Consider the following 26,958-nt stretch of genomic DNA (forward strand, 5'->3'; position numbering starts at 1 on the left):
TCAGGGCAAAGGGTTGTGTAGCAAGAGGCGGGATTGAACCCACCAGCCGTTTTGGCAATCGCCCAATTTCCCCAAATGTCGCGCAGGAACACTGAAGTGTCAGAAGAAAAACACCGCACCGATTTCATCCGCCATGTCGTTTTCTTCAGCAGCAAGAAAGTGGATGACATTGACCGCATCGTTGACGGCTTGTCAAAACTGGCCGAGATCCCGTCGGTCAAACACTTTGAAGTGTCGCGCAACCGGAATGAAGATCGCTTTGGCAACGAGGTCGATGTCATTGTTTACGCAGAATTTGAAAACGAAGAGGCTTTGTCTGCCTACCGCGCCCACCAGATCTATCAGGACTGTATTGATATCGTGCGCCCCCTTCGCGATCTGCGCATCGCTGCCGACTTCTAGATGACGCAAGGCATCTCGCAGGCATCCGTCCTGTTTGATCGGGGGCCGCTCGAAACCGGCTCATTGTTTCGGGCTCCCGAACACCTTGTCGAAGCATGGCATCGCGATGAGATTGACGCGGCACTGCATGCGATGGATGCGGCCCAGCGCGGCGGCAAATGGCTTGCCGGATACGCATCATACGAACTGGGCTATGTGCTTTGCCCTGATGTCTTTCCCAATTTCCGCAGTGCAAGCGCAGAGCCGCTGCTGCGGTTTGGGGTGTTTGACCAGGTTCGCCCCACCGACCCGCCACCCGAAGGGAACGCCGCCCACCTTGGCCCATTCGCACCGGAATGGAGCTTTGAGACCTACAAAGAAGCCTTTGATACCGTTCATGAATTCCTCAAATCCGGCGATATTTATCAGGCCAATCTGACCTTCCCTCTTGCTGCAACCTATGACGGTTGCTTGCGGCAGCTATATGAAAGGCTCAGGCAGAAGCAGACCGTGCCCTATGGTGCATTTGTCGATCTGGGGGCGACAAAACTGCTGTGCCGTTCACCTGAATTGTTCTTTTCCCTGTCTTCGGACGGACAGCTGCGGGCGCGTCCCATGAAAGGCACGATCAAACGCAGTGCAGATGCCGCAGAAGATGCAATGTTAAAGGCCTGTTTGGCAGCATCGGAAAAGGATCAGGCGGAAAACCTGATGATCACCGACCTGCTGCGCAATGATTTTGCGCGGATCTCTGAAGTGGGCAGCGTTCAGGTTCCATCGCTTTTCGAGATCGAAAGCTATGCCACTGTGCATCAAATGATCTCTGAGGTGACGGCCACCATCAGACCGGATTGCGGCCTTGCCGAGATCTTGATGGCGATTTTCCCCTGTGGATCAATCACAGGCGCGCCGAAAATCCGGGCGATGGAGATATTGGCCGATTTGGAGATCGGCCCCCGCGAGGCCTATTGCGGCATGATCGGCTGGATCGCGCCCGATGGCGCGATGGAGTTCAACGTGGCAATCCGCACTTTGATCTGTGGACCCACCGGCCAGGCGCGGCTGAATGTCGGTGGCGGGGTGGTGTATGACAGCAACGCCCAAAGTGAATATGACGAAGCCTTGCTCAAATCCGCCTTTGCGCAGCTTTGGCCCCCTGCCCGATCAGCCGCTGCAGGGATGACCCTTTGGCACGATTGAGCGCGATCACCGCCCGTTTCATTCGGCGGGGAATCATTGTGCAGGCAGATCCCCCCCTTGGCGGTCCTCCGCGCTGCGAAACTCCGCCCGATTTTGGGCATTCCGACGCTTTGCCCCAAGATCAAGGCAAATCGGCACGCTTTCCAACGGACTTGGCAAAAATAACCTGCTCCTGCGGCAAACCCGCCCATTGCCCCCCAGCGAAAGCCGCACTAGAACAAACGGGACTGCGCACCGCGTCAGCCAACAGGCGTGGTGTATCAAAAATCTTTATCTAGGAGGCACCGCATGGCAGACGCAGCCATTCACGGCCAAGACCACCATGACGATCGCGGGTTCTTTACCCGCTGGTTCATGTCCACAAACCACAAAGACATCGGTATTTTGTACCTGATCGTGTCAGCCGTCGTCGGCTTTATCTCGGTCGCGTTCACCGTTTACATGCGGCTTGAACTGATGGATCCCGGTGTCCAGTACATGTGTATGGAAGGCGCGCGTTTCTTTGCCGATGCATCGGCAGATTGTACGCCAAACGGCCACCTGTGGAACGTTCTGATCACCGGCCACGGCATCTTGATGATGTTCTTCGTGGTTATTCCGGCGCTCTTTGGCGGCTTTGGCAACTACTTCATGCCATTGCAGATCGGCGCGCCTGACATGGCGTTCCCGCGGATGAACAACCTGTCGTTCTGGCTTTATGTGGCCGGTACAACATTGGCTGTTTGCTCGGTTCTGTCGCCCGGCGGCAATGGCCAGCTGGGGTCCGGTGTAGGCTGGGTTCTCTATCCACCGCTGTCCGTCAAAGAAGGCGGCATGTCGATGGATCTGGCGATCTTTGCGGTACACGTCTCGGGTGCCTCGTCCATTCTGGGTGCGATCAACATGATCACCACCTTCCTGAACATGCGTGCCCCGGGCATGACCCTGTTCAAGGTGCCACTGTTCAGCTGGTCGATCTTTGTCACAAGCTGGCTGATCCTGCTGTCACTGCCTGTTCTGGCGGGTGCGATCACCATGCTGTTGATGGACCGCAACTTTGGCTTTGCCTTCTTCGATCCAGCGGGCGGCGGTGATCCGGTTCTTTACCAGCACATCTTGTGGTTCTTCGGCCACCCCGAAGTGTACATCATCATTCTGCCCGGCTTTGGTATCATCAGCCATGTGATCGCCACCTTCAGCCGCAAGCCGATCTTTGGCTATCTGCCAATGGTCTGGGCGATCATAGCGATTGGCGCATTGGGCTTTGTTGTGTGGGCGCACCACATGTACACCGTGGGCATGACCCTCAACCAGCAGGCTTACTTCATGCTGGCCACCATGGTCATTGCGGTGCCGACAGGGGTTAAAGTCTTCTCTTGGATTGCCACCATGTGGGGCGGTTCGGTTGAGATGAAAACACCCATGCTTTGGGCCTTTGGCTTCTTGTTCCTGTTCACCGTTGGCGGCGTGACCGGTATCGTTCTGTCACAGGCCGCTGTGGATCGCTATTACCACGACACATACTACGTTGTGGCGCACTTCCACTATGTGATGAGCCTTGGTGCGGTGTTCGCGATCTTTGCAGGGGTATATTTCTACTTCCCCAAGATGACGGGCCGTATGTATCCTGAATGGGCGGGCAAGCTGCACTTCTGGGCGATGTTCATTGGCGCCAATCTGACGTTCTTCCCACAACACTTCCTGGGTCGTCAGGGCATGCCACGCCGCTACATCGACTATCCTGAGGCCTTTGCCTATTGGAACCAGTGGTCGAGCTGGGGCGCGTTCCTGAGCTTTGCCTCGTTCATCTTCTTCTTCGGGATCATGGCCTATTCACTGCGTCGCGGCGCGATCAGCACGGCCAACAACCCATGGAACGAATATGCCGATACGCTTGAGTGGACTTTGCCAAGCCCACCACCGGAGCATACCTTCGAAATCCTGCCCAAGCAGGAAGACTGGGACAAACAACCCGGCCACTAAGGTGACGGTTTAATAACAGCAAAGGCTCCAACGGCGGTTGGGGCCTTTTTCTTTGGCGGGTTGGCGCCCACCGCTGCGGGTGCGTTTCAGGCAAATCGGGCTCTTGAGTTTTTCTTGCCAAATGAAGCAGCGGGCAGCGCGACGCAGGGTCAGGCTTTGCCACTTGGCAAAACGGGTTAGGGTTGGCGCAAAGGAGCCCGATCATGACCCTGTCCATCACGCCAATTTATGCCGCCCTTATCGTCTTGCTGTTCCTTGTCCTCAGCTGGCGGGTGATCCTGTACCGGCGGGCGCACAGATTGTCCCTGGGCGATACTGGAGACAAGAACCTGCTTAAGCGGATGCGGGCGCAAGCCAATTGCGCGGAATATGCGCCGCTGGCCCTGTTGCTGATGGTGATGAGCGAGTTGATGGGCAGCCCTGCCGTGGCGCTGCATTTGATGGGGCTGACGCTGGTGGCGGGGCGTGTGCTGCATGCGCTTGGCTTTGCCGCCACGCCGCAAAAGATTATCCTGCGGCAGTTGGGGATGCTCTTGACCCTGTTGATGATGGCGGTGACCGCCTTGGGCCTGTTGGCCCATGCGGTGATCTAGGCAGGGAACCAGCGGTTCAGGGCGCGCCAGCCCATTGCCCCCAAGGCCGCCGCCCCCAAGGTGCCGACCCAGAACGGCGCGGTCAGGGCCAGATCGCGGCCAAGAGGCGCTTCGGCAATGCGGACAATTACCCCGGAAAGCAACAATCCGACGGGCATCATGCCCCAGGCCATCAAACGATACAGGCTGTTCACCCGTCCCAACATCGCATCGGGGATCGCGCGTTGCCGGTAAGACACCGAAACCGTGTTCCAGACCAGACCGGTAAAGCTGAAGAGCATCAGCACAACACCCAAGGCCACAGGACCAGGCGCGAGGGCCATTCCGGCAAAGGCGGGCGCAGAGAGTGCCAGCATCCATTGCGCGGTGCGCTTGCCGCCAAAGCGGCGGATGATCGGATCGCCACACCAGCCGCCAAAGATGCCGCCCACCGCCCCTGCCGCGAGGATCAGGCCATAGGCCTGCGCCCCGATATTCAGGTTCTCCTGTGCATGCAGGATCAGCCCGATGGCGACCATTTCATAAAGCAGGTTCCAGAAGCCGGTGATCCATGCCAACGCCATCAGCAGCGGCTTGCTGCGCAGAAAGTGCACCGCCTGCATCAATTCGCGCCGCCAGTGGCGGTCGGGCTGGCTCTCTGGGCGGAAGCTTCCTGCCATCTGCCAGATCAGAACAACGGCCATCACATAGGCGAGCGCGTTCAGGGCAAAGGGCAAGGGCACGGCAATCGCGATCAGCGTCGCCCCCACGGCAGGGCCCAATAGCGCATTGCCGACCAGTTCGACGCTCCACAACCGGCCATTGGCCTTTTCCAATGCTTCATGCGGAACGATGGCGGGCAGCATCGTTTGCGCCGCATTGTCGCGAAACACTTCGGCCACGCCGACCGCCAGCGCCGCCAGTATTACCATGCCGAACACCGCTGGATAGGAGGTGCCGGTTTGCGGCGCATCCGCCAGCGGCACAACCGACCAGAGCACCATCGCAACGGCAACAAAGGCCAAGCCGCGCAGGACATCCATCCACAAGATCAGTTTGCGGCGGTCGACCCTGTCGGTGATGATCCCGGCTGGAATGGCGCAAACAAACCACGGCAGCCTCAAGGCCACAGGGACAAGGGCAATCATCAAAGGATCGCGGGTCAACAGCGAAGCCAGCCAGGCCCAGGCCACTGTCGCGACACCATCTGCAAGGTTGGTTACGCCGCTGGCTGTAATGAATCGGACAAGAAGTGACTTTTGCATCGGCGCCCCTTTTTGGGCAGGCCACGATGAATACCGGGCAAGGTCAAGCGCCGATCGCCTTCGCGGCAACAACAGGGCGCGGGTGTTTCGAAAGAACCGCAGAGCCCTGCCAATTTACGCCCTGCCCCGGCAGACAGGTCAAAATTCCAATGCAGACTGGCCGCTCCAACTCGGCCAAAACAAACAAAATCCGGATCAGACAAAAAAAGTGCTGTTTGGCTGTTTTTCCCTCTTGCAGCCCCCAGCGCAGATGGGTATTCCCCCCATATCCGAAGGATGCGGGCGTAGCTCAGGGGTAGAGCATAACCTTGCCAAGGTTAGGGTCGGGCGTTCGAATCGCCTCGCCCGCTCCATTCGGATCCTGTCACCCAACAGGACATCAAAAGGCCGCCTTCGGGCGGCCTTTTTGGTTTTTACGGACGGATTAAGCGATCTTGCAAATCGGCAACAATCTGCGCGTGTGCCACATATCACCTCGAAAAACCCCAAATGTGCGGGCAATGTGGGCAACAGCGTCATAATTTCGCCGATTTCTCAGGGTTAATGGATAACAAGAACGACAATCCACTTGCCAGAAGGCGCGGGAATAAATCGGAAAGGTACGCAATGAGACTCTTGGCTGTTGATGATGATCCACTGATCCTTGATCTTTTGCCGCTTGTGTTCAAACAAGCTGACCTGCCGGATATTACCCTGGCCAGCAACGGGCCGGCCGCGCTGAACCATCTGGCCGATCCGGATGTTGAATACGATTGCCTTTTGCTGGATGTCGAGATGCCTGAAATGGATGGTATCACATTGTGCGAGCGCATCCGCGCCCTGCCCCGGTATCGCAATACGCCGATCCTGATGCTGACCTCGGTTACAGATCACAAACGCATCGAAAACGCCTTTGCCGCGGGTGCCAACGACTACATCACCAAACCTTTTGACGTCAAAGAGATGGTTACACGGGTGCGCGTTGCCCGCCGGATGACAGAAACCACGGACCTCGTCCCGCGTCTTGATCCGCTGGAGCAGATCGTCGCAGAACCGGGCCAACACCCCTTTGACCTGAGCGATCCTGTCCGGATTTCCCATCTCAACCAGTTGATCCTGCCGTTTTCGCTGGGCAATTACCTGTCACAGCTTTCGCGCCGCCGGCTGGACGCCTGCACCATCTTTGCCACCAAGATCGAAGACATCGACGGGCTGTTTGCCCGGTGCCAGACCCATGAATTTGCCATTGCCTTGACCGAGGTTGTCGATGCCATTTCAGAGGTTGTCGATTGTCCACATATGCTGATGAGCTATCAGGGCGACGGCGTGTTTTTGTCGATCATGCAGGGCAGCGAGCCACCACAATGGCCCGAAATCGAAGATCAGGTGCATGCGGTTCTTGACCAGGGTGCGGCCCTCTTTGATGACGGCACCTCGATGGGGCTCAGCGTGTCTATCGGCAATCCGATCACCCCGAATGCCAGCCGCAACCAGCGGGTAAAAAAGACATTTGACCGTGCCATTGGCCGCGCCATGATGCGCGAAAAGAGCAAAGCCAAAATTGGCCGGGCTTCCGCTGCGGCGCGCAAGGCGATCACACCGGGCGTTCATCTGGTCTAATCCTAGTTGATCGGAAATTGCGCCAGACACCGTGCGGCGTTGCGCCTGTAGTCCTCCAGAGTGTCGGGAAAGCTGCGCCGGTCGCGGACAATCTCAAGCGCGGCTTTCTTTTGCCGCCATGTGCCGCTGACATGCCGCTCAAGGATCAACACGGTCACGCCCAGCATGATCTCTTTTTCCTGATCCCCGATCAGATCCGCCCCGGCCAATACAACAGCGGTCAGCGCCAGCATATTGGCACAGCGCAGCGCCGCGGCCTCCTCCCCTTCGTAGGTGCGCGCGGCAGAGGCCGGATACGCAAGCAAACAAGCCGCGAGAACCGCAGCCCATAGCGTCAAAGGTCGGCGCAAGATCAAAAAACCTTGAATGTCATCGTGGTGAGCGAGCGTTCAATCCCGTCGATATCTAGCAATTTGTCGTTGATATAGACGCCAACATCCTCCCCCTTGGGGATATAGAGCTTCATCAACAGATCAAAATCACCCGACGTCGAATACAGCTCCGAATGGATTTCACGCAGGGCGATTTCTTCGGCCACACGGTAGGTCGAACCGGGACGGCAGCGGATCTGGATAAAAACACAAGTGGTCATGACAGCCTCATTCTGGTTTGGTCCAGACTCTCACATGCCCCAATGCGCCGCAATCCCTGATCGCAGGTGCCATTGCCCTTGGCCTGCCCGCCTGCGCTGGTATAAGGGCGCGAAACCGCAGGAGATCCCCATGCGCACAGCGACCCTGACCCGCACCACTGCCGAAACTGATGTCACGGTTGAGATCAATCTCGACGGCACCGGCGCATATGATAACCAGACCGGCGTTGGCTTTTTCGATCACATGCTCGACCAACTGGCGCGGCATTCGCTGATTGATATGAAAATCCGCGCCAAGGGTGATCTGCACATTGATGATCACCACACGGTTGAGGATGTGGGCATCACACTGGGTCAGGCACTGGCCAAGGCCTTGGGCGACAAACGTGGTATCCGCCGTTATGGCGCCTGTCTGCTGCCGATGGATGACGCGCAGATCCGTACGGCGCTGGATCTTTCGGCGCGGCCCTTCCTGATCTGGAACGTGGATATTCCCACCTCAAAGATCGGGACTTTTGACACCGAACTGGTGCGCGAGTTCTTCCAAGCCTTCGGCACCCAGGGCGGTATTACCCTGCACGTTGATATGCTGCACGGGATCAACAGCCACCACATCGTCGAGGCGGCGTTCAAGTCCGTAGCGCGGGCGCTGCGCGAGGCGGTCGAGGTTGATCCGCGCAAATCAGGTGATATTCCGTCGACCAAAGGCGCACTCTGAGGAAAAGCTCCATGCTGACCGCGATTATTGACTACGAATCCGGCAATCTGCATTCCGCGCACAAGGCGTTTGAACGGATGGCAGGCGAGGTTGGCGCAGGCGAGGTGATCGTCACTGCCGACGCCGATGTCGTGGCAAAGGCCGACCGGCTGGTGCTGCCCGGCGATGGCGCATTTCCGGCCTGCATGGCGGCGCTCAAGGGCTCGGGCGGCCTTTATGATGCGATGGTCGAGGCAGTTGAAGAGAAAGGCCGCCCCTTTCTTGGCATCTGCGTCGGGATGCAGCTGATGGCGACATTGGGCCGCGAATATGCTGACACGCCGGGTCTGGATTGGGTCGGCGGCGAAGTGACCAAAATCACCCCGGCGGACCCCGGTTTAAAGGTGCCGCATATGGGCTGGAACGATCTGGTGATCGATCATCCCCACGCGGTGTTTGATGGGATCAAGACCGGCGATCACGCCTATTTTGTGCATTCTTATCATATGGTTGTGCAAGATGAAGCACAGCGGCTCGCACATGTCGATTACGCCGGTGATGTGACCGCGATCATCGGACGCGGTACCATGCTGGGCATGCAGTTCCACCCGGAAAAGAGCCAAGCCACTGGCCTGCGGCTGATCGCCAATTTCCTCAATTGGAAACCTTAACGCAGCCGTTTCCAAACCATATCTCGGCACCCTTCCTCACCGCAGGCCCGCACCTGCAATTTACCAGCACGTTCCTCGATCCGTGTTTCAGGATGCCAGATGCCGCGGGTGTCGATCATTTTGCCCAGAAAGCTGCCGTCGGGCTGCGGCTTCATATCCCAAAGTATCTTTTGCCCCACCATGGTGGAGGGCGTGTCATAGCCGCGCCGGTCCTTGACCCGCTCCACCCGGCCGCACATCGCGCGACCGCATGGTTTGGTGCGTACATTCAACACCACGCCGAGGCGGTCCGGCTCTGACTTCCACAGGCCCAGCGGCACCTCAACCTGCGCATTTTGCGCCAGCGCGGCTCCGCCTGACATCATGGCAAGGGCCGCAACGGCAATCAATTTGCAAAGGCTCATGTTCAGCTTCTCCCCCAACAGAAAAGGCGCAGAAAGAAATACCTCTCTGCGCCTCAACTTTCAATGTCTCGCCGAACCTAGTTCAGTCGCTGCCATGTCTGTTTTGAGCAAATCAAACCGCCGGCGACGCAACCAGACAGTTTCAAAGAATTGCCAGAGACCGCCATCTTGCCGATATAGATCTTGTCATTGGAGGGCCGCCAAACCTTGCCTTTGTATTTGCCGCCCCCCTCCGGTTTCATGTCGATCACAAGGGTCTTGCCCAGATTTTTGGATTTGTATTCGCCGCTGTCATTGAACGTGCGAGCGATTTTGCCGCAGACTGCGTTGCCGCAAGGCGCCATTTTGACATGGGCATATGCCCCGTCATCGACTTGTGTTTTCCACGTCCCAATCGCAGGTTCGGCCAAGGCACCCCCTGCCAATCCAAAGGCAAACAGCGCCGCAGTGATTATCGTTTTCATGTCATTCCTCCCCGTTTTCTGAGGCCAGTTTGTGCGATCACCCCCCTTTCAGGCAAGGCTGACCTTGGGTCGCGTTGCAAATCGCCCCGCAACATGCATAACCGGACCCAACTTCAGATCATAAGGACAGGCCATGATCCTCTATCCCGCAATTGACCTCAAAGACGGCCAGGCTGTGCGCCTTGTACATGGCGATATGGACCGCTCGACCGTGTTTAACGACGATCCCGCCGCGCAGGCCCGCAGCTTTGTTGAGGCGGGTTGTGAATGGTTGCATTTGGTTGATCTCAATGGCGCTTTTGCCGGAACACCTGTGAATGCGGCGCCGGTTGAGGCGATCCTGAAGGCTTGTGACGTGCCCGCGCAATTGGGCGGCGGCATCCGCGACATGGCCACCATCGAGGGCTGGCTGGAAAAAGGGCTGGCGCGGGTCATCCTTGGCACGGTTGCCGTCGAAAACCCCGATCTGGTGCGCGAGGCTGCAAAGGCCTTTCCGGGCCAGGTTGCAGTGGGCATTGATGCCCGCAATGGCCGCGTGGCCACCAAAGGCTGGGCCACAGAGACCGATGTGATGGTCACCGATCTTGCCAAATCCTTTGAGGACGCAGGCGTTGCGGCCATCATCTACACTGACATCATGCGCGATGGCGCAATGGGCGGCCCCAACATCGAGGCCACCGCCGATCTGGCCCGCGCGGTCTCGATCCCGGTGATTGCCTCGGGCGGCGTGTCTTCGCTGGACGATCTTATTGCTCTCAAACAGACCGGCGTGATCGAGGGGGCCATCTCTGGCCGCGCTCTTTATGATGGCGCCATTGATCTCGAGGCTGCTCTCTCGGCCCTCGCCCCCTAACTTCATTTGGCCAAAAAACCTCTGCGGGGGGTCCGGGGGGCGCAATGCCCCCCGGCGCTTGCCCCAAGGACAACAGCGGATTAAACCACCCTCATGCTCAAAACCCGCATCATCCCCTGCCTTGACGTTGCCGATGGCCGCGTAGTCAAAGGCGTGAACTTTGTCGGCCTGCGCGATGCAGGCGATCCGGTGGATGCCGCCATTGCCTATGACGCCGCTGGCGCGGACGAGCTGTGCTTTCTCGACATTCACGCAACCCATGAAAACCGCGGCACGATGTTTGATCTGGTGCGCCGCACGGCGGAGCATTGCTATATCCCCCTGACAGTGGGCGGCGGGGTGCGCAGCTCTGCCGATGTGCGGGCGCTGTTGTTGGCGGGGGCGGACAAGGTCAGCTTCAATTCCGCTGCTGTGGCCAACCCGGATGTGATCGCAGAGGCTGCCAACCAATTTGGCAGCCAATGCATCGTCTGCGCGATTGACGCCAAAACAGTCTCACCCGGCAAATGGGAAATCTTTACCCATGGCGGCCGCAAGCCCACAGGCATAGACGCGGTGGAATTTGCCCGCACCGTGACAGCGAAGGGCGCGGGCGAGATCCTGTTGACCTCAATGGACCGGGACGGCACAAAACAGGGGTTCAACCTGCCGCTGACCCGCGCCATTTCGGACGCTGTCCATGTGCCGGTGATCGCCTCTGGCGGGGTTGGCACGCTTGATCATCTGGTGGATGGCGTGACCCAAGGCGGCGCCTCTGCGGTGCTGGCCGCCTCGATCTTTCACTTTGGCGAATATACCATCGCCGAAGCCAAGGCGCATATGGCCGCCGCTGGCATCCCGATGAGGCTGACATGACCCTGGACGATCTTTACGCTACCATTCTCGCCCGCAAGGATGCAGATCCATCCAGCAGCTGGACTGCACAGCTTTTGGCCAAAGGCCCGGAGAAATGCGCCGAGAAATTTGGCGAGGAGGCCGTGGAGGCCATCATCGAAGCGGTCAAGGGCGACCGCGATGCCCTCACCGGCGAAGCGGCAGATGTCCTCTATCATCTGCTGGTGATGTTGGCTGCCCGTGATGTGCCGCTGTCCGATGTGCTGGATACGCTCGCCGCAAGGCAAAGCCAGTCTGGCATCGCCGAGAAAGCTTCTCGCGCGCCCTAAAGCTTGCTGGAAATCACGCCCGTGGCAAAGCCGCCCTGCCGCAGTTCTCCGAACAGCCGTTGATATTCGATTTTGGGACAACGGTTTTGTACCACATCGACGCCGCGCGCCTCGGCCTTGGCCGCAGCTTCGGCGTGCTCAACCCCGATCTGCATCCAAATGGTTTGCAAGTTGGGAAACGCCTCCAGCGCCTCATCGACAATTTCCGGCACCGCTTCGGAGCGCCGGAAAATATCCACCATATCAACGCCGCCTTCGATCTGCCCCAGACCGGCAACCACCGTTTGGCCAAACAGCGTTTCACCGGCATGGCGCGGATTGACCGGGACGACCTGATAGCCGCGCAGGCCCAGATACCGCGCCACATAATAGCTGGGGCGCACCGGATTCATGGAAACACCCACAACAGCAATGCGTTTGGTGCGGGTCAGGATGGTTTTCAGCCAGGCATCAGAATAGGTCATGTCTCACCCTACCCTCGTGCATCAAAAGAAAAAAGCGCCCCGATTGCCAAAGGGCAAGGGGGCGCGAAGGTACGGAACGAGGGACAGTAAAGCATCAGCCGGCGGTTCCAATCCGGCCTGCACATAAAAGGTAAGTTTCCTGCGCTGCTTTCAAAGGGGTAGCAGGGCGCAGATGAACAATCTGTTAAAAAACGGGCAATATCCCGCCGATCCGCGCGGTTTCAGTCAAAGATGTCTTCGACAAAATCGAACAGATCCTCGGCGAAGTCCTTGAACTTGCCACCGAAGATCTTCTTTTTCTTGGGCTTTTTTCGCCGCTTGCGCTGCGGCTGCGCCTGCCCTGCAAAATCGCGCAGGGCCGGTTGATGGCTGATCGCCGCCGGGCGCGGCGCGGGTTTCACCGGCAAGGCCTTCAACTGCCGCAGGGGCGCGCCGCAGCTTGCGCAGGACAGCTCATGCCGTCCTTTGCCCAGTTTCAGTGCCGCCTTGCTGCCGCAGTGGCAGCAGGTCGCGATCTTGGTTGGCCCGGCCATTGCGCCCTCTTAGAAATGCTCCTTGGTGGCATATAGGGCGATTGCGGCGGCATTGGAGACATTGAGCGATCCAAACTGCCCTGATGCGTCAATCCGTACCAGTGCATCCACCGTTTCGCGGGTTTTTTCCCGCAAGCCCGGCCCCTCGGCCCCCAACACAAGCGCTACAGGGCGGTCGCGTTTGCCCTCCACTGCCGCCTCGATGGTTTGGGTCGCCTCACCGTCAAGGCCCAGTACCAGATAGCCCATGTTCTGTAACGCCCGGATCGCATCGGCCAGATTGCGCACCCGCAAGTAAGGCTGCCGTTCCAGCGCACCAGAGGCGGTCTTGGCCAGCGCCCCGGTTTCCGGCGCGGAATGGTGACGCGTGCCTATCACCGCAGAGGCGCCCAGCACCTCGGCAGAGCGCAGGATCGCGCCCACGTTATGCGGATCGGTCACGCGGTCCAACAACAGCACACGCGGCGCTGAATCGCCGATGCAGACATCCTCAAGCCGCCCCCAGTTGAGCGGTTTGACCTCCAAGACCGCCCCCTGATGGACCGAGCCGGGGTCAATCGGCGGATGGAACTTGCGCGGATCGACGACCTGCGGCGTGATGCCCGCAGTTGCAATGGCCTCTTCCAGTTTGATCTGCGCATTTGGTGTGACCATCAACGTCAATTTCTCCCGCGCGGGGTTCACCAATGCATCGCGCACCGCATGCAAACCAAAGAGCCAAAGCGTCGTATTTGCCTCGGCTTTTTTGTCCTGCTCTTTCTGCACGACCCACTTTGGTTTTTTCATTGTGCCATCCTCAAAAAATTGTCGCGCCCTTTGGTCGGTTTTCGCCTTGACGCCTGTCAGGGTCGCTTGTAATCACGCCTCCACGTTCGGTGCAATGCACAGAAGGTAAGTGGGCGACAGGCCGCAAGGTGTGGCAGGGGACTGTAACTCCCTCGCGGAGACGCACGCCTGGTTCGATTCCAGGGTCGCCCACCATCAAACCATTTTTCAGCGAAAAAATTGTTTGAGTGCGCAAAGTCATTTTGCGCAGCAAAGTGACAGCGCACACCCTCTCAAATCAAACGCCAAGAACACCCCGATTGATCCCCCGGATCAATCCTGCGCGTTTCTTCGTGGCAGGGGCCACCTGCGGTTCCCTCGCGGAGACGCACGCCTGGTTCGATTCCAGGGTCGCCCACCATCAAACCATTTTTCAGCGAAAAATTGTTTGAGTGCGCAAAGTCATTTTGCGCAGCAAAGTGACAGCGCACACCCTCTCAAATCAAACGCCAAGAACACCCCGATTGATCCCCCCGGATCAAAGCCGTTTGAATTTCGTCAAATCGAGCGGCGTCCATGTGGTGACCGACAACCGCCCCTCTTTGTAGGCAAAGGCCAAACTGAAGGAATTGCGCACAACACGTATGTCAATTGCGCCGATGGGCCACATGTTGCCTTCAAACAGAACTCGGGCCGATCTTTCGGCCGTGACATCCATAATATGAAACCGAGCCTTTTTGGGAAAAGACTGGCGAAAGGTCTTCTTGATGTCTTTCTTGGAACGCCACAATGCACTGCCGATGGCAAAATGCTCGTCAAACGGGCCGATAATGTACCAATCGAGCACATTGTCGCCGCCCATCAGGTTCAGATTTGCGAAGATGGTGTCCATCTCCTCCTGCGTCGTGCCCGGACTGACATGAACGCAAAGCATCCTGCTGCCAAAAAGACCAACGATGCCAAAGCATTGCGCGATACCGGGGAACCTGACGCTTTCTTCCGCGATCCCCATCACATATTCGGTAAGATCCTGGTCGGCGGCTGGGTTCTTGACCCTAATTCTCATGTTTTTTCCAATGGTTCAGGCCGTTCGCAGGCGGTTATGCTGGGGGGCATGGTGGTTTGGTCTTGCAAACCAATCAAGCGATTTAGTGATTTTCGGCGTTTTGCCCGTCACGGAACGTCTATCCGCCTCAACAATACAGCCGGATATGCGCCCGCGTCATCGCGTTCACCAGCAGCGCCAGTTCGGAGTTCATCCGTTCCGGCAAAAACCCAATAGCGCCGCGCCACCCCGTGCCGCCTGCCCTTTGTTCTTTCACCGCAGATTCGTAATTTGCCATCAATTGCGGCAATTGGACTTGCGCGGTGGCATAGTATTTTGACAACCACTCGAGCCGCCGCGCATAGGCCGCCGTGAACCCGGTCACATGGGTCTGGGCATGGCTATATTTTGCGCCCAGGTCAGACAGGCTCTCGTTCAACTCCCGCGTGACCGCCTTGGCCGACGCCAGACTGGTGATCGATTTGCGTATGCTGGCGAGATCGGTCTCGCCCGTTTCAGCGCCAACCGCAACGCGCAGCATCATGATCTGTTTGGTGGTCAGGGCCGATCCGCCGATCTTGGTGTTATAGGCCTCCTGCTTGGCCGAGACTTCGGCCAGTTTGTTGGCCTCCTGGAATTGTTCGATCGCATCAACAATGGCCACCAGCGCCTCAATGATATTGCCAATGATGCCAAGCGTTTCCATCCCGCCAACGAACTGATCGGCAGAGGCTTTCATCGCCGCCTTGGACGCGCCGGCCTTGAACATGCTGCTCTGCTCGATCTCTCGGCAGGCCAGCAACAGGGATTTGGTTGCCTTCATCATTTTGACCATGACATCGGCGGCAGATTTCATCGAGGCGTCCGGTTTTCTGTCTGACAGACCGGCAAGCGCAAAAACCGTGTCAACGATATCGGCAAAATCCCGCGTCGCACTTGATAATTTCAAAAGCGCCTGCCCGCCTTTCTCGCCAGCCTCTTTGCCCTTGCCCGCTGCCATCGCCCGAACCGCCTCTTGGCTGTCCTTGCCAATGTCCAATGCGGTCTTCAGCCCTTCGGCCTTTGCAAATATCTTGGACCCCTTGGTCAGCGCCTCAAACTTTCGTAGCACCTTGGCCCCGGCGATAAAGCACTCCGCCAGCTTGCCTGCCGCTACCAGCGCATAGGCCGTTCCAGTGGCCCGGCGGATTGTGACCCCCTCGCGCTGCAATGCCAGTTGCTCGTTCCCTGCCCGGACAAGCTGGTGATAACCGGTGTACATCCGGACCGCACTGGCCCGCGCCTCGGACAGTTCAGCCAGCCGTTTTGGCGCCCAGTCTTCCATCTTTTTGCCCTGTGCGTATCGTTGTTCCAGCCGTGTCAGATCCCGCAGGCTGTATTCGATTTCCTTGCGGGTCTGTTGAGCGGCTGTGAGGATATGATCGGCAGTACTGGCAACTTGTTTTTCATTGGCTGTGGCCGGCATGGCGGTGTCCTTCCATTGGTCTGTATGAGATCAGAATTCAGCAGGCGGCATTGCCCTTCGCCGCATGCGCCATGCGTCAAAGGGGGATCCAATGGTGCCTGCGCCAATGGGTCGGTTGGGTAACTTTAGTGGAAAACGGGCTTCAGGTCCAACGCCGCGACGCTCAGGGCCGGGCTTGCGCACCGCCGAAGCGGGCGCAAATGCATCCAGGGCCGCCCCATCAGGGGACTAGAACATCGCCGCGCTGGAAGGTTGCGACATCCATGCTCAGATCATCATAGACAACTTGGATCGTGATAGAATGCACCGCGCCTTGCTTAAGCTTGAGATAGGGGAAACCGTCATCTTCCAAAATCGCGTTGGGCGTTGAAAACTGCGTGTGACAGGGCGGCAGCGGCCAATTCTGCATTGGCTCGTTATTGACGGAGATCGCCATCGCCGCCAGCCCGCACCGCCAGCTCCAAAGGTGCGTGACATACAGCAGATCATTGCCATCATAGTCGCGCACCGCCACCCAATTGCCCTTCGTCGCATTCAGGATCGGCTTGACCTCGGCTGCGGTGGTGAACTTGCCGGTCGGGGTCTGTGGTTCAGCAACCAGCCCGGCAGGCACTACGGCCATGTTGAACCCGGCCCCGACTGCGGGCGCCTGTACCTGCGGCACTGCGGGCACAGCAGGCACGCTGGCGGTTGCCGTTGCGCCGCCAATTTGAACGCCCTCGCCCATCACAACGGATTGCTCTGAAATCACCACGCTGGGCGCGGCGCTCTGGCTCTCGGCCAAGGCGCTCTCGTCCGCGCCGGATCCGTCCGCCGCGTTCAACCCTGCCGCCATCATCGCGAAAAAGAAATCGATCATATTCTATCTCCCCCTGGCCGCGGCTCAATTGCCGTCTTTTGCCATGCAACATCTGCCCCTATAGTGGTCACAAAAGACCAAAGGGCAGAACAAGTATGGCACGCAAAACGGCCAAGCCGCAAACCTTCAACGTTGTTGTTGTCGGCCAACAGGGCAGATTGTCTTATGAAGCACTGATTTTTGCTGCCTCGCTGCGGCAGTGCAGCCCCGATTTTTCCGGCCGCCTGCTGATCGCGGAACCCCAAGCGGGGCCCCTGTGGGAGGGAAACCCCGCAATCCAGAACGTCGCCCTGCGGGAGGCGCTTGAGGACCTGGGTGCCGAGATCATCCCGTTCAGCAACGCGGTTTTTGGCGAAAACTATCCCTATGGCAACAAGATCGAAATGCTGCAGGCCCTGCCCAAGGGGGAGCCATTTGTGTTCTTTGACACCGACACGCTCATCACGGGCGATCTGTCCCGCGTGCCGTTCGATTTTGGCAAGCCCAGTGCCTCTTTGCGCCGCGAAGGCACTTGGCCCCAGCCCCAGCTTTACGGTCCCGGCTATGCTGGCCTGTGGAAGTCTCTCTATGACAAATTTGGCTTGGATTTCGACAGCAGTCTCGATCTCAGCCAACCGGACGAATACTGGAAACGCTACCTCTACTTCAATGCGGGCTTTTTCTTTTACCGCTGCCCGCATGAGTTTGGTGCTTTGTTCCTCGAATACGCCCGCGCCATCCGCGACACGCCCCCCGTGGAGCTTTGCGCCCAAAGCCTTGATCCATGGCTCGACCAGATCGCGCTGCCATTGGTGATCCACGCGCTCGGCGGCGGGCGCGATACGCTGCCAGAGGGCCTTCTGGATGGCGAGGTGTCCTGTCACTACCGGGTTCTCCCATTGCTTTACGCCCGCGAAAACGACCGGGTGGTCGAGGTGCTCGAACAGGTGACCGCACCCAACAAGATCAAAAAAGTGCTCAAGGGCTATGACGCCATCAAACGCATGATCTATCAGGGCCGCGGCCAGAAAGTCCGCGCCCTATTTGATCGCGACAACCTGCCCCGCAAGGAACAGGCGATCCGCAACAAGATCAAATCCAACGGCTTCTGGATGCGCTGACCGCTGCCCCTTTTTGGCAATAAATACTTCACGGGGGTCTGGGGGTGTGAAACCCCCAGCGGCAGGCCGCAAATACCATCCAAAACATATGTTCGCGAACGCGCGCCCAGGCAGAACGCAGGTTCTTTCGCGCATCGCCACGCCGCATAGGTTCCCTGAAAAACACCCTTCTCTTGTGCGCCCATAGCCATTGCCGTAACCATATTCCCAAACAGAGGAGAGACACCCATGACAGATGCCACATACGGCTTTGACACCCTGCAAATCCACGCCGGCGCAAGGCCCGATCCGGCCACCGGCGCACGGCAAACGCCGATCTACCAGACCACCGCCTATGTGTTTCGCGATGCCGATCACGCGGCGGCGCTGTTCAACCTGCAGGAGGTGGGCTACATCTACTCGCGCCTGACCAACCCGACGGTTGCAGTATTGCAGGAACGCATTGCCACCCTCGAAGGTGGGGTTGGCGCGGTTTGCTGTTCTTCGGGTCACGCGGCGCAGATCATGGCGCTCTTCCCGTTGATGGGTCCGGGCAAGAACATCGTCGCCTCAACCCGGCTTTATGGCGGCACGGTCACCCAGTTCAGCCACACGATCAAACGCTTTGGCTGGTCCTGCAAATTTGTTGATTTTGATGATCTGGACGCGGTGCGCGACGCCATAGACGATGACACCCGCGCAGTCTTTGGCGAGGCGATCGCCAACCCGGGCGGCTATATCATGGATGTGCGGGCCGTGGCCGATGTGGCCGATGCCGCTGGCATTCCGCTGATCATCGACAACACCTCGGCAACGCCGTTCCTGTGCCGCCCGATTGATCTGGGCGCGACATTGGTTGTGCATTCCACCACCAAATACCTCACCGGCAACGGCACCGTCACGGGGGGCTGCGTTGTGGATTCGGGCAAGTTTGACTGGTCCGCCAATGACAAATTCCCCTCGCTGAGCCAGCCGGAACCGGCCTATCATGGCCTCAAGTTCCACGAGACCTTTGGCAATCTTGCCTTCACCTTCCACGGCATTGCCATCGGCCTGCGCGATCTGGGCATGACGATGAACCCGCAGGCGGCGCATTACACGCTGATGGGCACAGAGACCCTGTCCCTGCGGATGGAACGCCATGTGGAAAACGCTGTGAAGGTTGCCAAATGGCTCGAAGCGGACGACCGCATTGATGCTGTGACCTACGCCGGTCTGGAGTCCTCGCCCTATTATGATCGTGTCGCCAAGGTTTGCCCCAAGGGCGCCGGTGCCTTGTTCACCATTGCGGTCAAGGGCGGCTATGACGCCTGCGTCAAGCTGGTGAATTCGCTTGAGATCTTCAGCCATGTGGCCAACCTCGGCGATACCCGTTCGCTGGTCATCCACTCGGCATCCACCACCCACCGCCAGTTGTCCCCGGAACAGCAAGAGGCCGCAGGCGCGGGCGCCAATGTGGTGCGGATCTCCATCGGCACAGAAAACGCCGATGATCTGATTGCCGATCTCGATCAGGCTTTGGCCCAAGCGACAGGCTGATCGCCTGCCTCATGAGCGTTTTGGCCCCGTCTGCAAAGGCGGGGCCTTTCCTTTGCGGGCGATTGTCAACTCCGCGCACAAGATGCCCTGAGAGATGAAGCACGATTTGCCAAATCTCCGATTTGGAAGCGCCCGAACCGCCCCGTTTTGCCGAAGGCAAACCTACGGTTTGACGCGGCGGGCGCAGTGGTTCCATTAGCGCATCTTCGTCCACATCCCAGACATCAAATATGGAACGCAGTCAGCCGCGCCACCGTCCAGCACGCAATTTTTAAGGCTGGCGGATTTCAAAAACCAGCGTCACCCGCGCCTCTACGCCCACTTCTCCGCTTGCGATGGCGCTGTCCATACTGGCGCGTCCAGCCGACATTTCCATCATCCGCGGTCCGGCATGGCTGCCGACCTCGCTGAGCCGCACCAATGGGCCAAGCTCAATACCGGCCGCCTGTGCCAGTTCTTCGGCCTTGTCCCGTGCATCTTCCACGGCAAGTTGCCTGGCCAAGGATTGCGCAGCGCTGGGATCTTGAAGATCGAATCGCAAGCCATTGAATTCATTCGCTCCGATCTCAATCACCGCATCAAGGGTCGATCCCAGAATCGACAAATCCCTTACCCGCACCGTCACAGTGTTTCCGGCCTCATAACCCACAAGATCAGGCGGAGATCCATCGTTGATACCGCGGGAGTTATAGACCGGTCGCAGGTAAAACCCGCTGGTCTGTTGATCGATGCCTGCGACGCCCAAATTGGTCAATGCGCCCAGAATGCCCGCAACGTCTGCAGTCACCCGCGCCATCGCCTCTTGCGCCGTGTCTCCTCTGTGGCGCACGCCCAGGGTGATGGCCGCCATATCCGGCGCCAGGGCCACACGCCCCTCACCCGTTACGATGATCCCGGTCTCGGTGGCGGATTGCCCCCATGCGGCAGGCACTGCCAACAGCCAGATCGCAGCCGCCCAATTGATCCATCTCATACCATTTAACCTTTCATGCGCTATAATTGGCCTCACAATGCCCCCGCGCCATCCATGGGGGCAAGCCTCGCCGCCGCCTTTCCCTTTCCTTAGGCAAAGACCCGCGCTATTCTTGAACCTGACCGGAGCTGTCTCGATCCGGGTCCGTGCAATATGTTAAAGATCGCCCAATGAAGCCGAATTTTGCCCTATCCCTGTCATTCCAAGGAATCAGGCTCTTGCACCGTGCGGCGGGTGGCTGGCGCGTGGTGGGCGAGGTGCCGCTGGATGTCGCCGATCTGGGTGCTGATCTTGAGGGCTTGCGCCAAAAGGCGCTGACGCTCGATCCCGGCGGGGTCGAGACCAAGCTGATCTTGCCCAATGACCAGATCAAATATCTGACCATCGACACCCCCGGACTGGACGCGGCGACCCGCCGCGAGGCCGCCGCGCGGGCGCTGGATGGAGCCACCCCCTATGCAGTGTCCGATCTGGCCTTTGATATTTGCATGGATGGCGACCAGACCCATATCGCCGCCGTGGCGCGTGAGACGATGGCCGAGGCCGAAGGTTTTGCCACACAATACCGGTTTCACCCGCTGTGCTACGTCGCTGTGCCGGACGACAACCCCTTCTTGGGAGAGCCCTTCTTTGGACCAACCGCCGCTTCCGACGATCTGCTGGAGCCGGGTGACACGGTAGAGCCGGACGGCATTGCCGTTGTGGTGATCGGGGATGTGGAATGGCCCAAGGCCAATGCCGAAGACCCCGCCGCCGTACCAGCGCCTGAATTGGTTGACGGTTCCGCAGCAGCAGAAAAAGAAACCGACATCGCTGATGTCTCCCGAACATCTGCGCCGGAAGACGCGGCAGAAACAGAACCGGTTGCGGATCAGGCTATTGGTCAGGGCGAAGGTCACACCGATGCCGCGCCGCAAGAGGACACCCCTCTGCCGGTGCTGCCGCCGCTGAACGGTGTCAAAGAGGCCCGCAGCGACGCGCCGCCCGTTGAGGATTTGCCGCCCCCGCCCAGTCGTGAAGGCGCCTCTGCCGGATTTGCCAGCCGTCGCGGCAATGGTGCATCAAAAGCTCCGGTTCTGGGGGCCGCCAGTCGGGCAGTGCCGCCGCCACCGATTCCTGCCCCGGATGCATCCGTCACCGCGCCGGGCATTCCGATCGAGCCTGACAGCAGCTCTTTTGCGGATCCTGATCCAGCCCCCCCAACCGCCCCGGCCAAAAGCGGCTTTCTGAGCCGCCGCAAAGCCAAGCCTGAAGGACCCGTCACCGCGCCGCAGGGCGACAACGCCACCTCCGAGACAGAACGGCTGACCGTATTTGGCGCACGCAAATCCGACGTGCGCGGCAAGCCTCGGTTCCTTGGCTTGATCCTGACTGCCGTGTTGCTGATCTTCCTGGCAGGTGTCGCGGCCTGGGCCTCCGTGTTTCTCGATGAAGATTTCAGCCTGTCACGCCTCTTTGGCGGCAAAGCGACCGTGGAACAGGCGCAGGATATACCACCAGCCGCGCCTGCCGAAGATCCGGTAACAGAGGCGGCCATTGAAACAGCCTCCCTTGATCCGGCGCTGTCGGATGAGGACGGGGCGGTGCTGGATGCCCTGCGTGAGCCGGTGCAGCCTGCCCCGCCAGAGGTGATGACCGAGGCAGAGCTTGAGGCGCATTATGCCACCTCCGGTATCTGGCCGCGCGCCCCTGACGTACCGCCAGAGCCTGCAAGCCTGATCGACATTGACGACTTTTACCTGACCAGCATCGACCCTGTGAGCACAGCAAACGATGCGGTCGCCCTGCCCCCCGCTGACAAATACGCAACCGACGTGGCCTTGGCGTCCGTGTCATCGCCGGTGGCCGCTGGCACCCGCTTTGCGCTGGATGCACGCGGGCTGGTGCGGCCCACGGTTCAGGGGGCCCTCAGCCCGGATGGCATTACCGTATTTTTGGGCAAGCCGCCGATTGTTCCGCCCGCCACGCCAACCCGTTTTCAATCTGCCCCGCAAGATTTGGGTGTGCGAGATGCGCTGGCCGCATTTAGGCCCAAGCTGCGCCCCGGTGATCTGGAAGAGCAGACCGAGCGCGCCCAACTGGACGGCTTAACCCGCAGTGAATTGGCCGGATTGCGCCCGGTTCTGCGCCCCCTGTCGGTGCAAGAAGCCGCCCGCGCCCAATTGGTCAGCCCAGCCGACACCAACGAAGCGGTCGCAGCCGCGCTGGCCGTGCCAGAAGCGACCGAAGACCCATTTGACAGCGCCACACGCCAAGCGGTTGCCGCTTCTATACGGCCCGATACCCGCCCGCGGAACTTTGCGCGGATCGTCAAACGCGCCGAGCGTAGCGCGCCCAAAGACGAGGTGCGCGTCGCCAGCGCGGCCGCCGTGGCACCGCGGACTGTCAAACCCAAGATCCCGACGAAAACGTCCGTTGCCAAGCAGGCAACCGTGAAGAACGCCATCAACCTCAAGAAGGTCAACCTGATCGGCGTTTACGGAAAACCGTCCAGCCGCCGCGCCTTGGTCCGGCTCAGCAATGGCCGCTACAAGAAGGTTGTTGTGGGAGATCGGATCGACGGAGGCCGGGTGTCCGCTATCGGCGACAGCGAATTGCGCTATACCAAACGCGGGCGCAACGTTGTCCTGAAGATGCCAAAAGGATAACGCCGCACCCAGTGGATGCGGCGTTCCCAGTCAGGGGTTGATCCCCTGTTGTCCGAGGCAGAGAGGCCCCTCGGTTTTATCATGTTTCTGCAAGCTCGCCCGTGTCGATCTGCTCTTGCTCGATGCTTTCAAACAGGGCTTTGAAATTCCCCTCGCCAAAGCCGTCGTCGCCTTTGCGTTCGATGAACTCAAAGAAGATCGGACCAACCATGGTTTTCGAGAAAATTTGCAGCAGGATGCGGGTTTCGCCGCCGTCCACCACACCTTCGCCGTCGATCAGGATGCCATGTTTCTTCATCCGGTCGAGCGGTTCTTCATGGCCCGCAACGCGGTCCTTGCTCATCGTGTAATAGGCATCCGGCGGTCCGGGCATGAACTTCAGGCCGTTCTCGGCAATCGCATCGGTCGAATCGTAAATGTTGTTCGAACCCACCGCGATGTGCTGAATGCCTTCGCCGTTGTATTTTTTGAGATAGGCCACGATCTGGCCTTTCTCGTCACGGTCCTCGTTGATCGGGATACGGATACGCCCGCAAGGCGAGGTCAGCGCGCGGCTGGTCAGGCCGGTGAACTTGCCCTGAATGTCGAAGAACCGGATTTCCTTGAAGTTGAACAGATCACCGTAGAACTTGAACCAGACGTCCATATTACCTTTGAAAACATTATGGGTCAGGTGATCGAGGTAATAAAACCCCACACCTTCCGGCTTGGACTGGGCGATCCAATCGTATTCCCAGTTGTAGGGCGAGGTGTCGTAATACTGATCCACAAAATACAGCAGCGAGCCGCCGATCCCCATAATCGCAGGTACATCCAGCGCCTTGCCGGGACCGGTATATTCTTCGGCACCATTGGCCACCGCATGGGCCAATGCCTTTTGCGCATCGACAACGCGCCAGCCCATGGATGGGGCGCACGGCCCGTGCTTTTCCACAAATTTGGCGGCAAAGCTGTCGGGATCAGCGTTCAGAATATAGGTCACATCGCCCTGCTGCCACAGCTCGATCTTCTGGGTCTTGTGATTGGCGACATGGGTGTAACCCATGCGAAGGAAGGAATCGCGCAGCTCTTGCGGATCGGGGCTGGCGAATTCAACAAATTCAAAACCGTCGGTACCGGCAGGGTTCTCTTCAGAGATCACTGATTTGGGGGCGTCGTGAGGGAAAGGGCCCATTGTGTCACCTTTTCTTAACATGAGGGGTATTAAAGCGAAGATATGCGCAAGAGCTTGCCAATTCTGCGCATTGATGGGCTTCTTTCTGGCAATTTTTACGGATATGCCGCATGATACCGGACAACTACGCGGGGAATCTGCATGAATTTGGATGAAACCGACACCAGGCTGCTGGCCGCGTTGCAAAAGAACGCCCATCTCACCGCACAGGAGCTGGGCGAACAATTGCACCTGTCTGCCTCGCAGGCCGGACGGAGGCGGCAACGGCTGGAGGCGGAAGGATTTATCCAGGGCTACACCGCCCGGCTTGATCCGGTAAAGCTGGGCCTGAACGTGCAAGGCTTTGTTCAGGTGCATCTGGACACCCACGGCCCGCAAAACTCGGCGACATTTGGCCGATTGCTGGCCACCCGCCCCGAGATAGTGAGTGCCTGGACCATGACAGGGGATGCGGACTATCTCTTGCGGGTCTATTGTGAAGATCTGCCCAGCCTGAACCGGCTTATCCATGAGGTGCTGTTGCCCCATCCGGCGGTCTCACGGGTGCACAGTCAGATCGTGATGGACCAACTTAAACGCGACGGGCCTTTGCCCACCTGATCCTCCTGAAAGGACCACAATGGAAGGTTTCCTGTTTCAAGCAAGTATCTATCTGGCGGCGGCGGTCATTGCGGTGCCCATCGCCTCGCGCTTGGGGCTTGGGTCTGTGTTGGGCTATCTGGCGGCGGGCATCCTGATTGGTCCGGTGCTGGGGCTGGTCGGCGCAGAGACCAAGGATCTGCAACACTTCGCCGAGTTTGGCGTGGTGATGATGCTGTTCCTCATCGGGCTTGAGCTGGAACCGCGTGCCCTTTGGGACATGCGGCACAGATTGTTGGGCCTCGGCGGGCTGCAGGTGGCACTGTCCACCGCCGCGCTGATGGGTATTGCGATGGCCTATGATCAGGCGTGGAATGTGGCGCTGGCCATTGGTCTGACGCTGGCACTGTCCTCCACGGCGATCGTGTTGCAGACCTTGTCGGAAAAGAACCTTATGCAAACCAGCGGTGGGCGTTCTGTCTTTTCGGTGCTGCTGACGCAGGATATCGCGGTCATCCCCATTCTCGCCTTTTTGCCGCTCCTGGCGGTGGACACAATTGGCGGGCTGTTGCCGGACGGATCGATATCGCTGAACCCGGAAGAGGTTGAAAAAGCCCATGAACACGGCGGCCACAGCGGATCAGAAGCCGCCGACGCCGCGTTCAGCTTCGTACAAAGTCTGCCGGGCTGGGGCGTGACCCTGCTGACCATCGGGGCGGTGATTTCCATTATCGTAGTGGGCGTATTTTTCACCCGTCCCGTGTTCCGCTATATTCATTCTGCCAAGCTGCGCGAGATGTATACTGCGCTGGCGCTGTTGATTGTGGTTGGCATTTCCTTTGTGATGATGCTGGTGGGGCTCTCCCCTGCCCTTGGCGCATTTCTGGCTGGTGTGGTCTTGGCCAGTTCCGAGTTCCGTCACGAGCTGGAAACAGACCTTGAACCCTTCAAGGGGCTGCTGCTTGGCCTGTTCTTTATCACCGTCGGGGCGGGCATCAATTTTGAGCTGCTGTTTGCGGATTTCGTGATCATCATGGGCATGGCCCTGCTGGTGATCATCGTCAAAGGGTTGATCCTTTATGCGCTTGGCTGGGCCTTCAAACTGCGCGGGCGCGACCAATGGCTGTTTGCGCTGGGTCTGGCGCAGGCGGGTGAATTCGGCTTTGTCCTGATCAGTTTCTCCGTGGCCACCGGCGTGATGCCCAATGGCGTCGCGGAAACCCTGCTGTTGGTGATTGCCCTGTCGATGTTGATCACACCGTTGCTGTTTATCCTGCACGAGATGATCAGCCGCCGTTTTGATGAATCTGCCCCCTTCGTTCCCGATGAGATTGACGAAGAAGGCCCGGTGATCATCGCGGGCATTGGCCGCTTTGGCCAGATCGTGAACCGGCTGTTGCAAGCCAGTGGCTTTCAAACCGTTGTTCTTGACCACAACCCCGAAACCATCGCCGTGATGCGGCGGTTCGGGTTCAAGGCGTTTCTGGGCGATCCCACCCGCCCCGACATCCTGCGCAAAGCCGGGTTGAAAGACGCACGGGTTCTTGTCGTCGCGCTCGACAGCCCCGAGGCCGCGCTGCAACTGATCACCTATGCGCGCAAGCAACGGCCGGATCTGCACATCGTCAGCCGCGCCCATGACCGCACGGATGTCTACCGCCAGTATCAGGCCGGTGCCAATGACATCGTGCGCGAGATGTTCGACAGCTCGCTGCGTGCGGGGCGTTATGTGCTCGAAAACATGGGGCTATCGGAATACGAGGCGGCAGAGGCGCAGCGCATGTTCTATGCCCATGACCGCCTGTCGGTGCGTGAATTGGCGGCGCTGTGGCGGGCCGATGTCGAGCCATCGCAGAACAAGGCCTATGTCGAGCGGGCCAAGGAGCTACAGAAAGATCTGGAAACCGCGTTTCTGAACCGGGTTGATGAGGAGGATCAGAAACGGGCCTAGGTGGGTTTGGGATGAGGTGTGGTGTTGGTAGGCTGCGCCATGAGCGGGAACTGGTTGATCG

Annotated in this window: 28 protein-coding genes and 2 tRNA genes; 17 read left to right on the plus strand and 13 right to left on the minus strand. The window is 58.9% G+C overall.

Features of this window, described 5'->3' with window-relative positions:
* Positions 1-75 precede the first annotated feature (75 nt).
* From K3754_RS12635 to K3754_RS12650, 4 genes are all read left to right on the plus strand, one after another.
* A complete protein-coding gene (locus K3754_RS12635; RefSeq protein ID WP_259937790.1) occupies positions 76-402 on the plus strand; it encodes a Dabb family protein in 327 nt (108 codons plus the stop codon).
* The gene (locus tag K3754_RS12640) at positions 403-1,581 is read left to right on the plus strand and encodes an aminodeoxychorismate synthase component I (protein ID WP_259937792.1); all 1,179 of its coding nucleotides are present in this window, start codon (positions 403-405) and stop codon (positions 1,579-1,581) included.
* Between the two features lie 288 nt (positions 1,582-1,869).
* The gene (gene ctaD, locus K3754_RS12645) at positions 1,870-3,543 is read left to right on the plus strand and encodes a cytochrome c oxidase subunit I (protein ID WP_203210735.1); all 1,674 of its coding nucleotides are present in this window, start codon (positions 1,870-1,872) and stop codon (positions 3,541-3,543) included.
* Between the two features lie 203 nt (positions 3,544-3,746).
* A complete protein-coding gene (locus K3754_RS12650; protein WP_259937793.1) occupies positions 3,747-4,136 on the plus strand; it encodes an MAPEG family protein in 390 nt (129 codons plus the stop codon).
* Here the strand turns inward: K3754_RS12650 and K3754_RS12655 are convergent.
* Positions 4,133-5,380: an MFS transporter gene (locus K3754_RS12655; protein ID WP_259937794.1), complete on the minus strand. Its 1,248-nt coding sequence runs from the start codon at positions 5,378-5,380 to the stop codon at positions 4,133-4,135. The genes K3754_RS12650 and K3754_RS12655 overlap by 4 nt on opposite strands.
* Before the next feature lie 278 nt (positions 5,381-5,658).
* Here K3754_RS12655 and K3754_RS12660 point away from each other — a divergent pair.
* Together K3754_RS12660 and K3754_RS12665 are read left to right on the plus strand one after the other, a co-directional pair.
* Positions 5,659-5,733, plus strand: a tRNA-Gly gene (locus K3754_RS12660).
* Positions 5,734-5,986: 253 nt separating this feature from the next.
* Positions 5,987-6,979, plus strand: a complete 993-nt coding sequence (locus tag K3754_RS12665; protein ID WP_203210732.1) for a PleD family two-component system response regulator — start codon at positions 5,987-5,989, stop codon at positions 6,977-6,979.
* 2 nt (positions 6,980-6,981) lie between these two features.
* Here K3754_RS12665 and K3754_RS12670 read toward each other — a convergent pair whose 3' ends face one another.
* Together K3754_RS12670 and K3754_RS12675 are read right to left on the minus strand one after the other, a co-directional pair.
* Positions 6,982-7,284 (minus strand): hypothetical protein, encoded by a 303-nt coding sequence (locus tag K3754_RS12670; RefSeq protein WP_259937795.1) that lies wholly within the window; start codon positions 7,282-7,284, stop codon positions 6,982-6,984.
* Positions 7,285-7,331: 47 nt separating this feature from the next.
* Positions 7,332-7,571 (minus strand): Lrp/AsnC ligand binding domain-containing protein, encoded by a 240-nt coding sequence (locus K3754_RS12675; protein WP_203210730.1) that lies wholly within the window; start codon positions 7,569-7,571, stop codon positions 7,332-7,334.
* 130 nt (positions 7,572-7,701) lie between these two features.
* Between K3754_RS12675 and hisB the strand changes: the two genes are divergently transcribed.
* Together hisB and hisH are read left to right on the plus strand one after the other, a co-directional pair.
* Positions 7,702-8,289 (plus strand): imidazoleglycerol-phosphate dehydratase HisB, encoded by a 588-nt coding sequence (gene hisB, locus K3754_RS12680; protein ID WP_203210729.1) that lies wholly within the window; start codon positions 7,702-7,704, stop codon positions 8,287-8,289.
* Between the two features lie 11 nt (positions 8,290-8,300).
* Entirely contained in the window at positions 8,301-8,939 is a 639-nt protein-coding gene (gene hisH, locus K3754_RS12685) for an imidazole glycerol phosphate synthase subunit HisH (RefSeq protein ID WP_259937802.1), read from the plus strand.
* Here the strand turns inward: hisH and K3754_RS12690 are convergent.
* Together K3754_RS12690 and K3754_RS12695 are read right to left on the minus strand one after the other, a co-directional pair.
* Complete coding sequence (locus K3754_RS12690) at positions 8,936-9,343, minus strand: DUF2147 domain-containing protein (RefSeq protein ID WP_203210727.1); 408 nt, start codon at positions 9,341-9,343, stop codon at positions 8,936-8,938. The two genes, hisH and K3754_RS12690, sit on opposite strands and share 4 nt — an antisense overlap.
* Before the next feature lie 77 nt (positions 9,344-9,420).
* Entirely contained in the window at positions 9,421-9,807 is a 387-nt protein-coding gene (locus tag K3754_RS12695) for a DUF2147 domain-containing protein (protein WP_203210726.1), read from the minus strand.
* Positions 9,808-9,940: 133 nt separating this feature from the next.
* On the opposite strand from K3754_RS12695, the gene hisA reads away from it, so the two are divergent.
* From hisA to K3754_RS12710, 3 genes are all read left to right on the plus strand, one after another.
* Complete coding sequence (gene hisA, locus K3754_RS12700) at positions 9,941-10,660, plus strand: 1-(5-phosphoribosyl)-5-[(5-phosphoribosylamino)methylideneamino]imidazole-4-carboxamide isomerase (RefSeq protein WP_259937804.1); 720 nt, start codon at positions 9,941-9,943, stop codon at positions 10,658-10,660.
* A gap of 93 nt (positions 10,661-10,753) precedes the next feature.
* The gene (hisF, locus tag K3754_RS12705; protein WP_259937805.1) at positions 10,754-11,515 is read left to right on the plus strand and encodes an imidazole glycerol phosphate synthase subunit HisF; all 762 of its coding nucleotides are present in this window, start codon (positions 10,754-10,756) and stop codon (positions 11,513-11,515) included.
* Positions 11,512-11,823 carry a phosphoribosyl-ATP diphosphatase gene (locus tag K3754_RS12710; RefSeq protein WP_259937807.1) on the plus strand — a complete coding sequence of 104 codons (312 nt, stop codon included), beginning with the start codon at positions 11,512-11,514 and terminating at the stop codon, positions 11,821-11,823. Before hisF ends, K3754_RS12710 begins: the two co-directional genes overlap by 4 nt.
* On the opposite strand, the gene K3754_RS12715 is transcribed toward K3754_RS12710, so the two are convergent.
* The 3 genes from K3754_RS12715 to rlmB form a co-directional block, all read right to left on the minus strand.
* Entirely contained in the window at positions 11,820-12,287 is a 468-nt protein-coding gene (locus tag K3754_RS12715; protein WP_259937808.1) for a CoA-binding protein, read from the minus strand. The two genes, K3754_RS12710 and K3754_RS12715, sit on opposite strands and share 4 nt — an antisense overlap.
* A 221-nt stretch (positions 12,288-12,508) precedes the next feature.
* Positions 12,509-12,820 carry a hypothetical protein gene (locus K3754_RS12720; RefSeq protein WP_203210721.1) on the minus strand — a complete coding sequence of 104 codons (312 nt, stop codon included), beginning with the start codon at positions 12,818-12,820 and terminating at the stop codon, positions 12,509-12,511.
* Between the two features lie 9 nt (positions 12,821-12,829).
* Positions 12,830-13,606 (minus strand): 23S rRNA (guanosine(2251)-2'-O)-methyltransferase RlmB, encoded by a 777-nt coding sequence (gene rlmB, locus K3754_RS12725; RefSeq protein ID WP_259937809.1) that lies wholly within the window; start codon positions 13,604-13,606, stop codon positions 12,830-12,832.
* 111 nt (positions 13,607-13,717) lie between these two features.
* Here rlmB and K3754_RS12730 point away from each other — a divergent pair.
* A tRNA-Tyr gene (locus K3754_RS12730) sits at positions 13,718-13,801 on the plus strand.
* A 322-nt stretch (positions 13,802-14,123) separates the two neighbouring features.
* On the opposite strand, the gene K3754_RS12735 is transcribed toward K3754_RS12730, so the two are convergent.
* The 3 genes from K3754_RS12735 to K3754_RS12745 all read right to left on the minus strand — a co-directional run bounded on the left by K3754_RS12735 (position 14,124) and on the right by K3754_RS12745 (position 16,954).
* Positions 14,124-14,651: a hypothetical protein gene (locus K3754_RS12735; RefSeq protein ID WP_203210719.1), complete on the minus strand. Its 528-nt coding sequence runs from the start codon at positions 14,649-14,651 to the stop codon at positions 14,124-14,126.
* 127 nt (positions 14,652-14,778) lie between these two features.
* A complete protein-coding gene (locus K3754_RS12740; RefSeq protein ID WP_259937811.1) occupies positions 14,779-16,095 on the minus strand; it encodes a hypothetical protein in 1,317 nt (438 codons plus the stop codon).
* A gap of 220 nt (positions 16,096-16,315) precedes the next feature.
* A complete protein-coding gene (locus K3754_RS12745) occupies positions 16,316-16,954 on the minus strand; it encodes a hypothetical protein (protein WP_259937813.1) in 639 nt (212 codons plus the stop codon).
* Between the two features lie 95 nt (positions 16,955-17,049).
* On the opposite strand from K3754_RS12745, the gene K3754_RS12750 reads away from it, so the two are divergent.
* Together K3754_RS12750 and K3754_RS12755 are read left to right on the plus strand one after the other, a co-directional pair.
* Positions 17,050-18,054, plus strand: coding sequence for a hypothetical protein (locus K3754_RS12750; RefSeq protein ID WP_259937814.1), 1,005 nt, complete (start codon positions 17,050-17,052; stop codon positions 18,052-18,054).
* Between the two features lie 228 nt (positions 18,055-18,282).
* A complete protein-coding gene (locus K3754_RS12755) occupies positions 18,283-19,572 on the plus strand; it encodes an O-acetylhomoserine aminocarboxypropyltransferase/cysteine synthase family protein (RefSeq protein ID WP_203210716.1) in 1,290 nt (429 codons plus the stop codon).
* 271 nt (positions 19,573-19,843) lie between these two features.
* On the opposite strand, the gene K3754_RS12760 is transcribed toward K3754_RS12755, so the two are convergent.
* Positions 19,844-20,545, minus strand: a complete 702-nt coding sequence (locus tag K3754_RS12760) for an SIMPL domain-containing protein (protein ID WP_259937816.1) — start codon at positions 20,543-20,545, stop codon at positions 19,844-19,846.
* A gap of 170 nt (positions 20,546-20,715) precedes the next feature.
* On the opposite strand from K3754_RS12760, the gene K3754_RS12765 reads away from it, so the two are divergent.
* Complete coding sequence (locus K3754_RS12765) at positions 20,716-23,193, plus strand: hypothetical protein (RefSeq protein ID WP_259937818.1); 2,478 nt, start codon at positions 20,716-20,718, stop codon at positions 23,191-23,193.
* A gap of 79 nt (positions 23,194-23,272) precedes the next feature.
* On the opposite strand, the gene hppD is transcribed toward K3754_RS12765, so the two are convergent.
* Entirely contained in the window at positions 23,273-24,367 is a 1,095-nt protein-coding gene (hppD, locus tag K3754_RS12770) for a 4-hydroxyphenylpyruvate dioxygenase (protein WP_203210712.1), read from the minus strand.
* Between the two features lie 141 nt (positions 24,368-24,508).
* Here hppD and K3754_RS12775 point away from each other — a divergent pair, with 141 nt between their 5' ends.
* Both K3754_RS12775 and K3754_RS12780 read left to right on the plus strand, forming a co-directional pair.
* Positions 24,509-24,967, plus strand: a complete 459-nt coding sequence (locus K3754_RS12775; RefSeq protein WP_203210711.1) for an Lrp/AsnC family transcriptional regulator — start codon at positions 24,509-24,511, stop codon at positions 24,965-24,967.
* A gap of 19 nt (positions 24,968-24,986) precedes the next feature.
* The gene (locus tag K3754_RS12780; protein ID WP_203210710.1) at positions 24,987-26,897 is read left to right on the plus strand and encodes a cation:proton antiporter; all 1,911 of its coding nucleotides are present in this window, start codon (positions 24,987-24,989) and stop codon (positions 26,895-26,897) included.
* Positions 26,898-26,958: the final 61 nt, after the last annotated feature.

It is taken from the genome of Sulfitobacter sp. M368 (assembly GCF_025141875.1).
GTDB classification, from domain to species: domain Bacteria; phylum Pseudomonadota; class Alphaproteobacteria; order Rhodobacterales; family Rhodobacteraceae; genus Sulfitobacter; species Sulfitobacter mediterraneus_A.

What these genes read in the sequence shown, in the direction of transcription:
- K3754_RS12650 (WP_259937793.1), top strand. Translation starts at nt 3,747, where the DNA reads ATGACCCTGTCCATCACGCCAATTTATGCCGCCCTTATCGTCTTGCTG.
- hisB (WP_203210729.1), top strand. Translation starts at nt 7,702, where the DNA reads ATGCGCACAGCGACCCTGACCCGCACCACTGCCGAAACTGATGTCACG.
- K3754_RS12635 (WP_259937790.1), top strand. Translation starts at nt 76, where the DNA reads ATGTCGCGCAGGAACACTGAAGTGTCAGAAGAAAAACACCGCACCGAT.
- K3754_RS12675 (WP_203210730.1), bottom strand. Translation starts at nt 7,571, where the DNA reads ATGACCACTTGTGTTTTTATCCAGATCCGCTGCCGTCCCGGTTCGACC.
- K3754_RS12740 (WP_259937811.1), bottom strand. Translation starts at nt 16,095, where the DNA reads ATGCCGGCCACAGCCAATGAAAAACAAGTTGCCAGTACTGCCGATCAT.
- K3754_RS12690 (WP_203210727.1), bottom strand. Translation starts at nt 9,343, where the DNA reads ATGAGCCTTTGCAAATTGATTGCCGTTGCGGCCCTTGCCATGATGTCA.
- K3754_RS12780 (WP_203210710.1), top strand. Translation starts at nt 24,987, where the DNA reads ATGGAAGGTTTCCTGTTTCAAGCAAGTATCTATCTGGCGGCGGCGGTC.
- K3754_RS12655 (WP_259937794.1), bottom strand. Translation starts at nt 5,380, where the DNA reads ATGCAAAAGTCACTTCTTGTCCGATTCATTACAGCCAGCGGCGTAACC.
- hisH (WP_259937802.1), top strand. Translation starts at nt 8,301, where the DNA reads ATGCTGACCGCGATTATTGACTACGAATCCGGCAATCTGCATTCCGCG.
- ctaD (WP_203210735.1), top strand. Translation starts at nt 1,870, where the DNA reads ATGGCAGACGCAGCCATTCACGGCCAAGACCACCATGACGATCGCGGG.
- K3754_RS12715 (WP_259937808.1), bottom strand. Translation starts at nt 12,287, where the DNA reads ATGACCTATTCTGATGCCTGGCTGAAAACCATCCTGACCCGCACCAAA.
- K3754_RS12745 (WP_259937813.1), bottom strand. Translation starts at nt 16,954, where the DNA reads ATGATCGATTTCTTTTTCGCGATGATGGCGGCAGGGTTGAACGCGGCG.
- K3754_RS12640 (WP_259937792.1), top strand. Translation starts at nt 403, where the DNA reads ATGACGCAAGGCATCTCGCAGGCATCCGTCCTGTTTGATCGGGGGCCG.
- K3754_RS12695 (WP_203210726.1), bottom strand. Translation starts at nt 9,807, where the DNA reads ATGAAAACGATAATCACTGCGGCGCTGTTTGCCTTTGGATTGGCAGGG.
- K3754_RS12755 (WP_203210716.1), top strand. Translation starts at nt 18,283, where the DNA reads ATGACAGATGCCACATACGGCTTTGACACCCTGCAAATCCACGCCGGC.
- K3754_RS12765 (WP_259937818.1), top strand. Translation starts at nt 20,716, where the DNA reads ATGAAGCCGAATTTTGCCCTATCCCTGTCATTCCAAGGAATCAGGCTC.
- K3754_RS12665 (WP_203210732.1), top strand. Translation starts at nt 5,987, where the DNA reads ATGAGACTCTTGGCTGTTGATGATGATCCACTGATCCTTGATCTTTTG.
- K3754_RS12760 (WP_259937816.1), bottom strand. Translation starts at nt 20,545, where the DNA reads ATGAGATGGATCAATTGGGCGGCTGCGATCTGGCTGTTGGCAGTGCCT.
- K3754_RS12750 (WP_259937814.1), top strand. Translation starts at nt 17,050, where the DNA reads ATGGCACGCAAAACGGCCAAGCCGCAAACCTTCAACGTTGTTGTTGTC.
- K3754_RS12710 (WP_259937807.1), top strand. Translation starts at nt 11,512, where the DNA reads ATGACCCTGGACGATCTTTACGCTACCATTCTCGCCCGCAAGGATGCA.
- hppD (WP_203210712.1), bottom strand. Translation starts at nt 24,367, where the DNA reads ATGGGCCCTTTCCCTCACGACGCCCCCAAATCAGTGATCTCTGAAGAG.
- hisA (WP_259937804.1), top strand. Translation starts at nt 9,941, where the DNA reads ATGATCCTCTATCCCGCAATTGACCTCAAAGACGGCCAGGCTGTGCGC.
- hisF (WP_259937805.1), top strand. Translation starts at nt 10,754, where the DNA reads ATGCTCAAAACCCGCATCATCCCCTGCCTTGACGTTGCCGATGGCCGC.
- K3754_RS12735 (WP_203210719.1), bottom strand. Translation starts at nt 14,651, where the DNA reads ATGAGAATTAGGGTCAAGAACCCAGCCGCCGACCAGGATCTTACCGAA.
- K3754_RS12775 (WP_203210711.1), top strand. Translation starts at nt 24,509, where the DNA reads ATGAATTTGGATGAAACCGACACCAGGCTGCTGGCCGCGTTGCAAAAG.
- rlmB (WP_259937809.1), bottom strand. Translation starts at nt 13,606, where the DNA reads ATGAAAAAACCAAAGTGGGTCGTGCAGAAAGAGCAGGACAAAAAAGCC.
- K3754_RS12720 (WP_203210721.1), bottom strand. Translation starts at nt 12,820, where the DNA reads ATGGCCGGGCCAACCAAGATCGCGACCTGCTGCCACTGCGGCAGCAAG.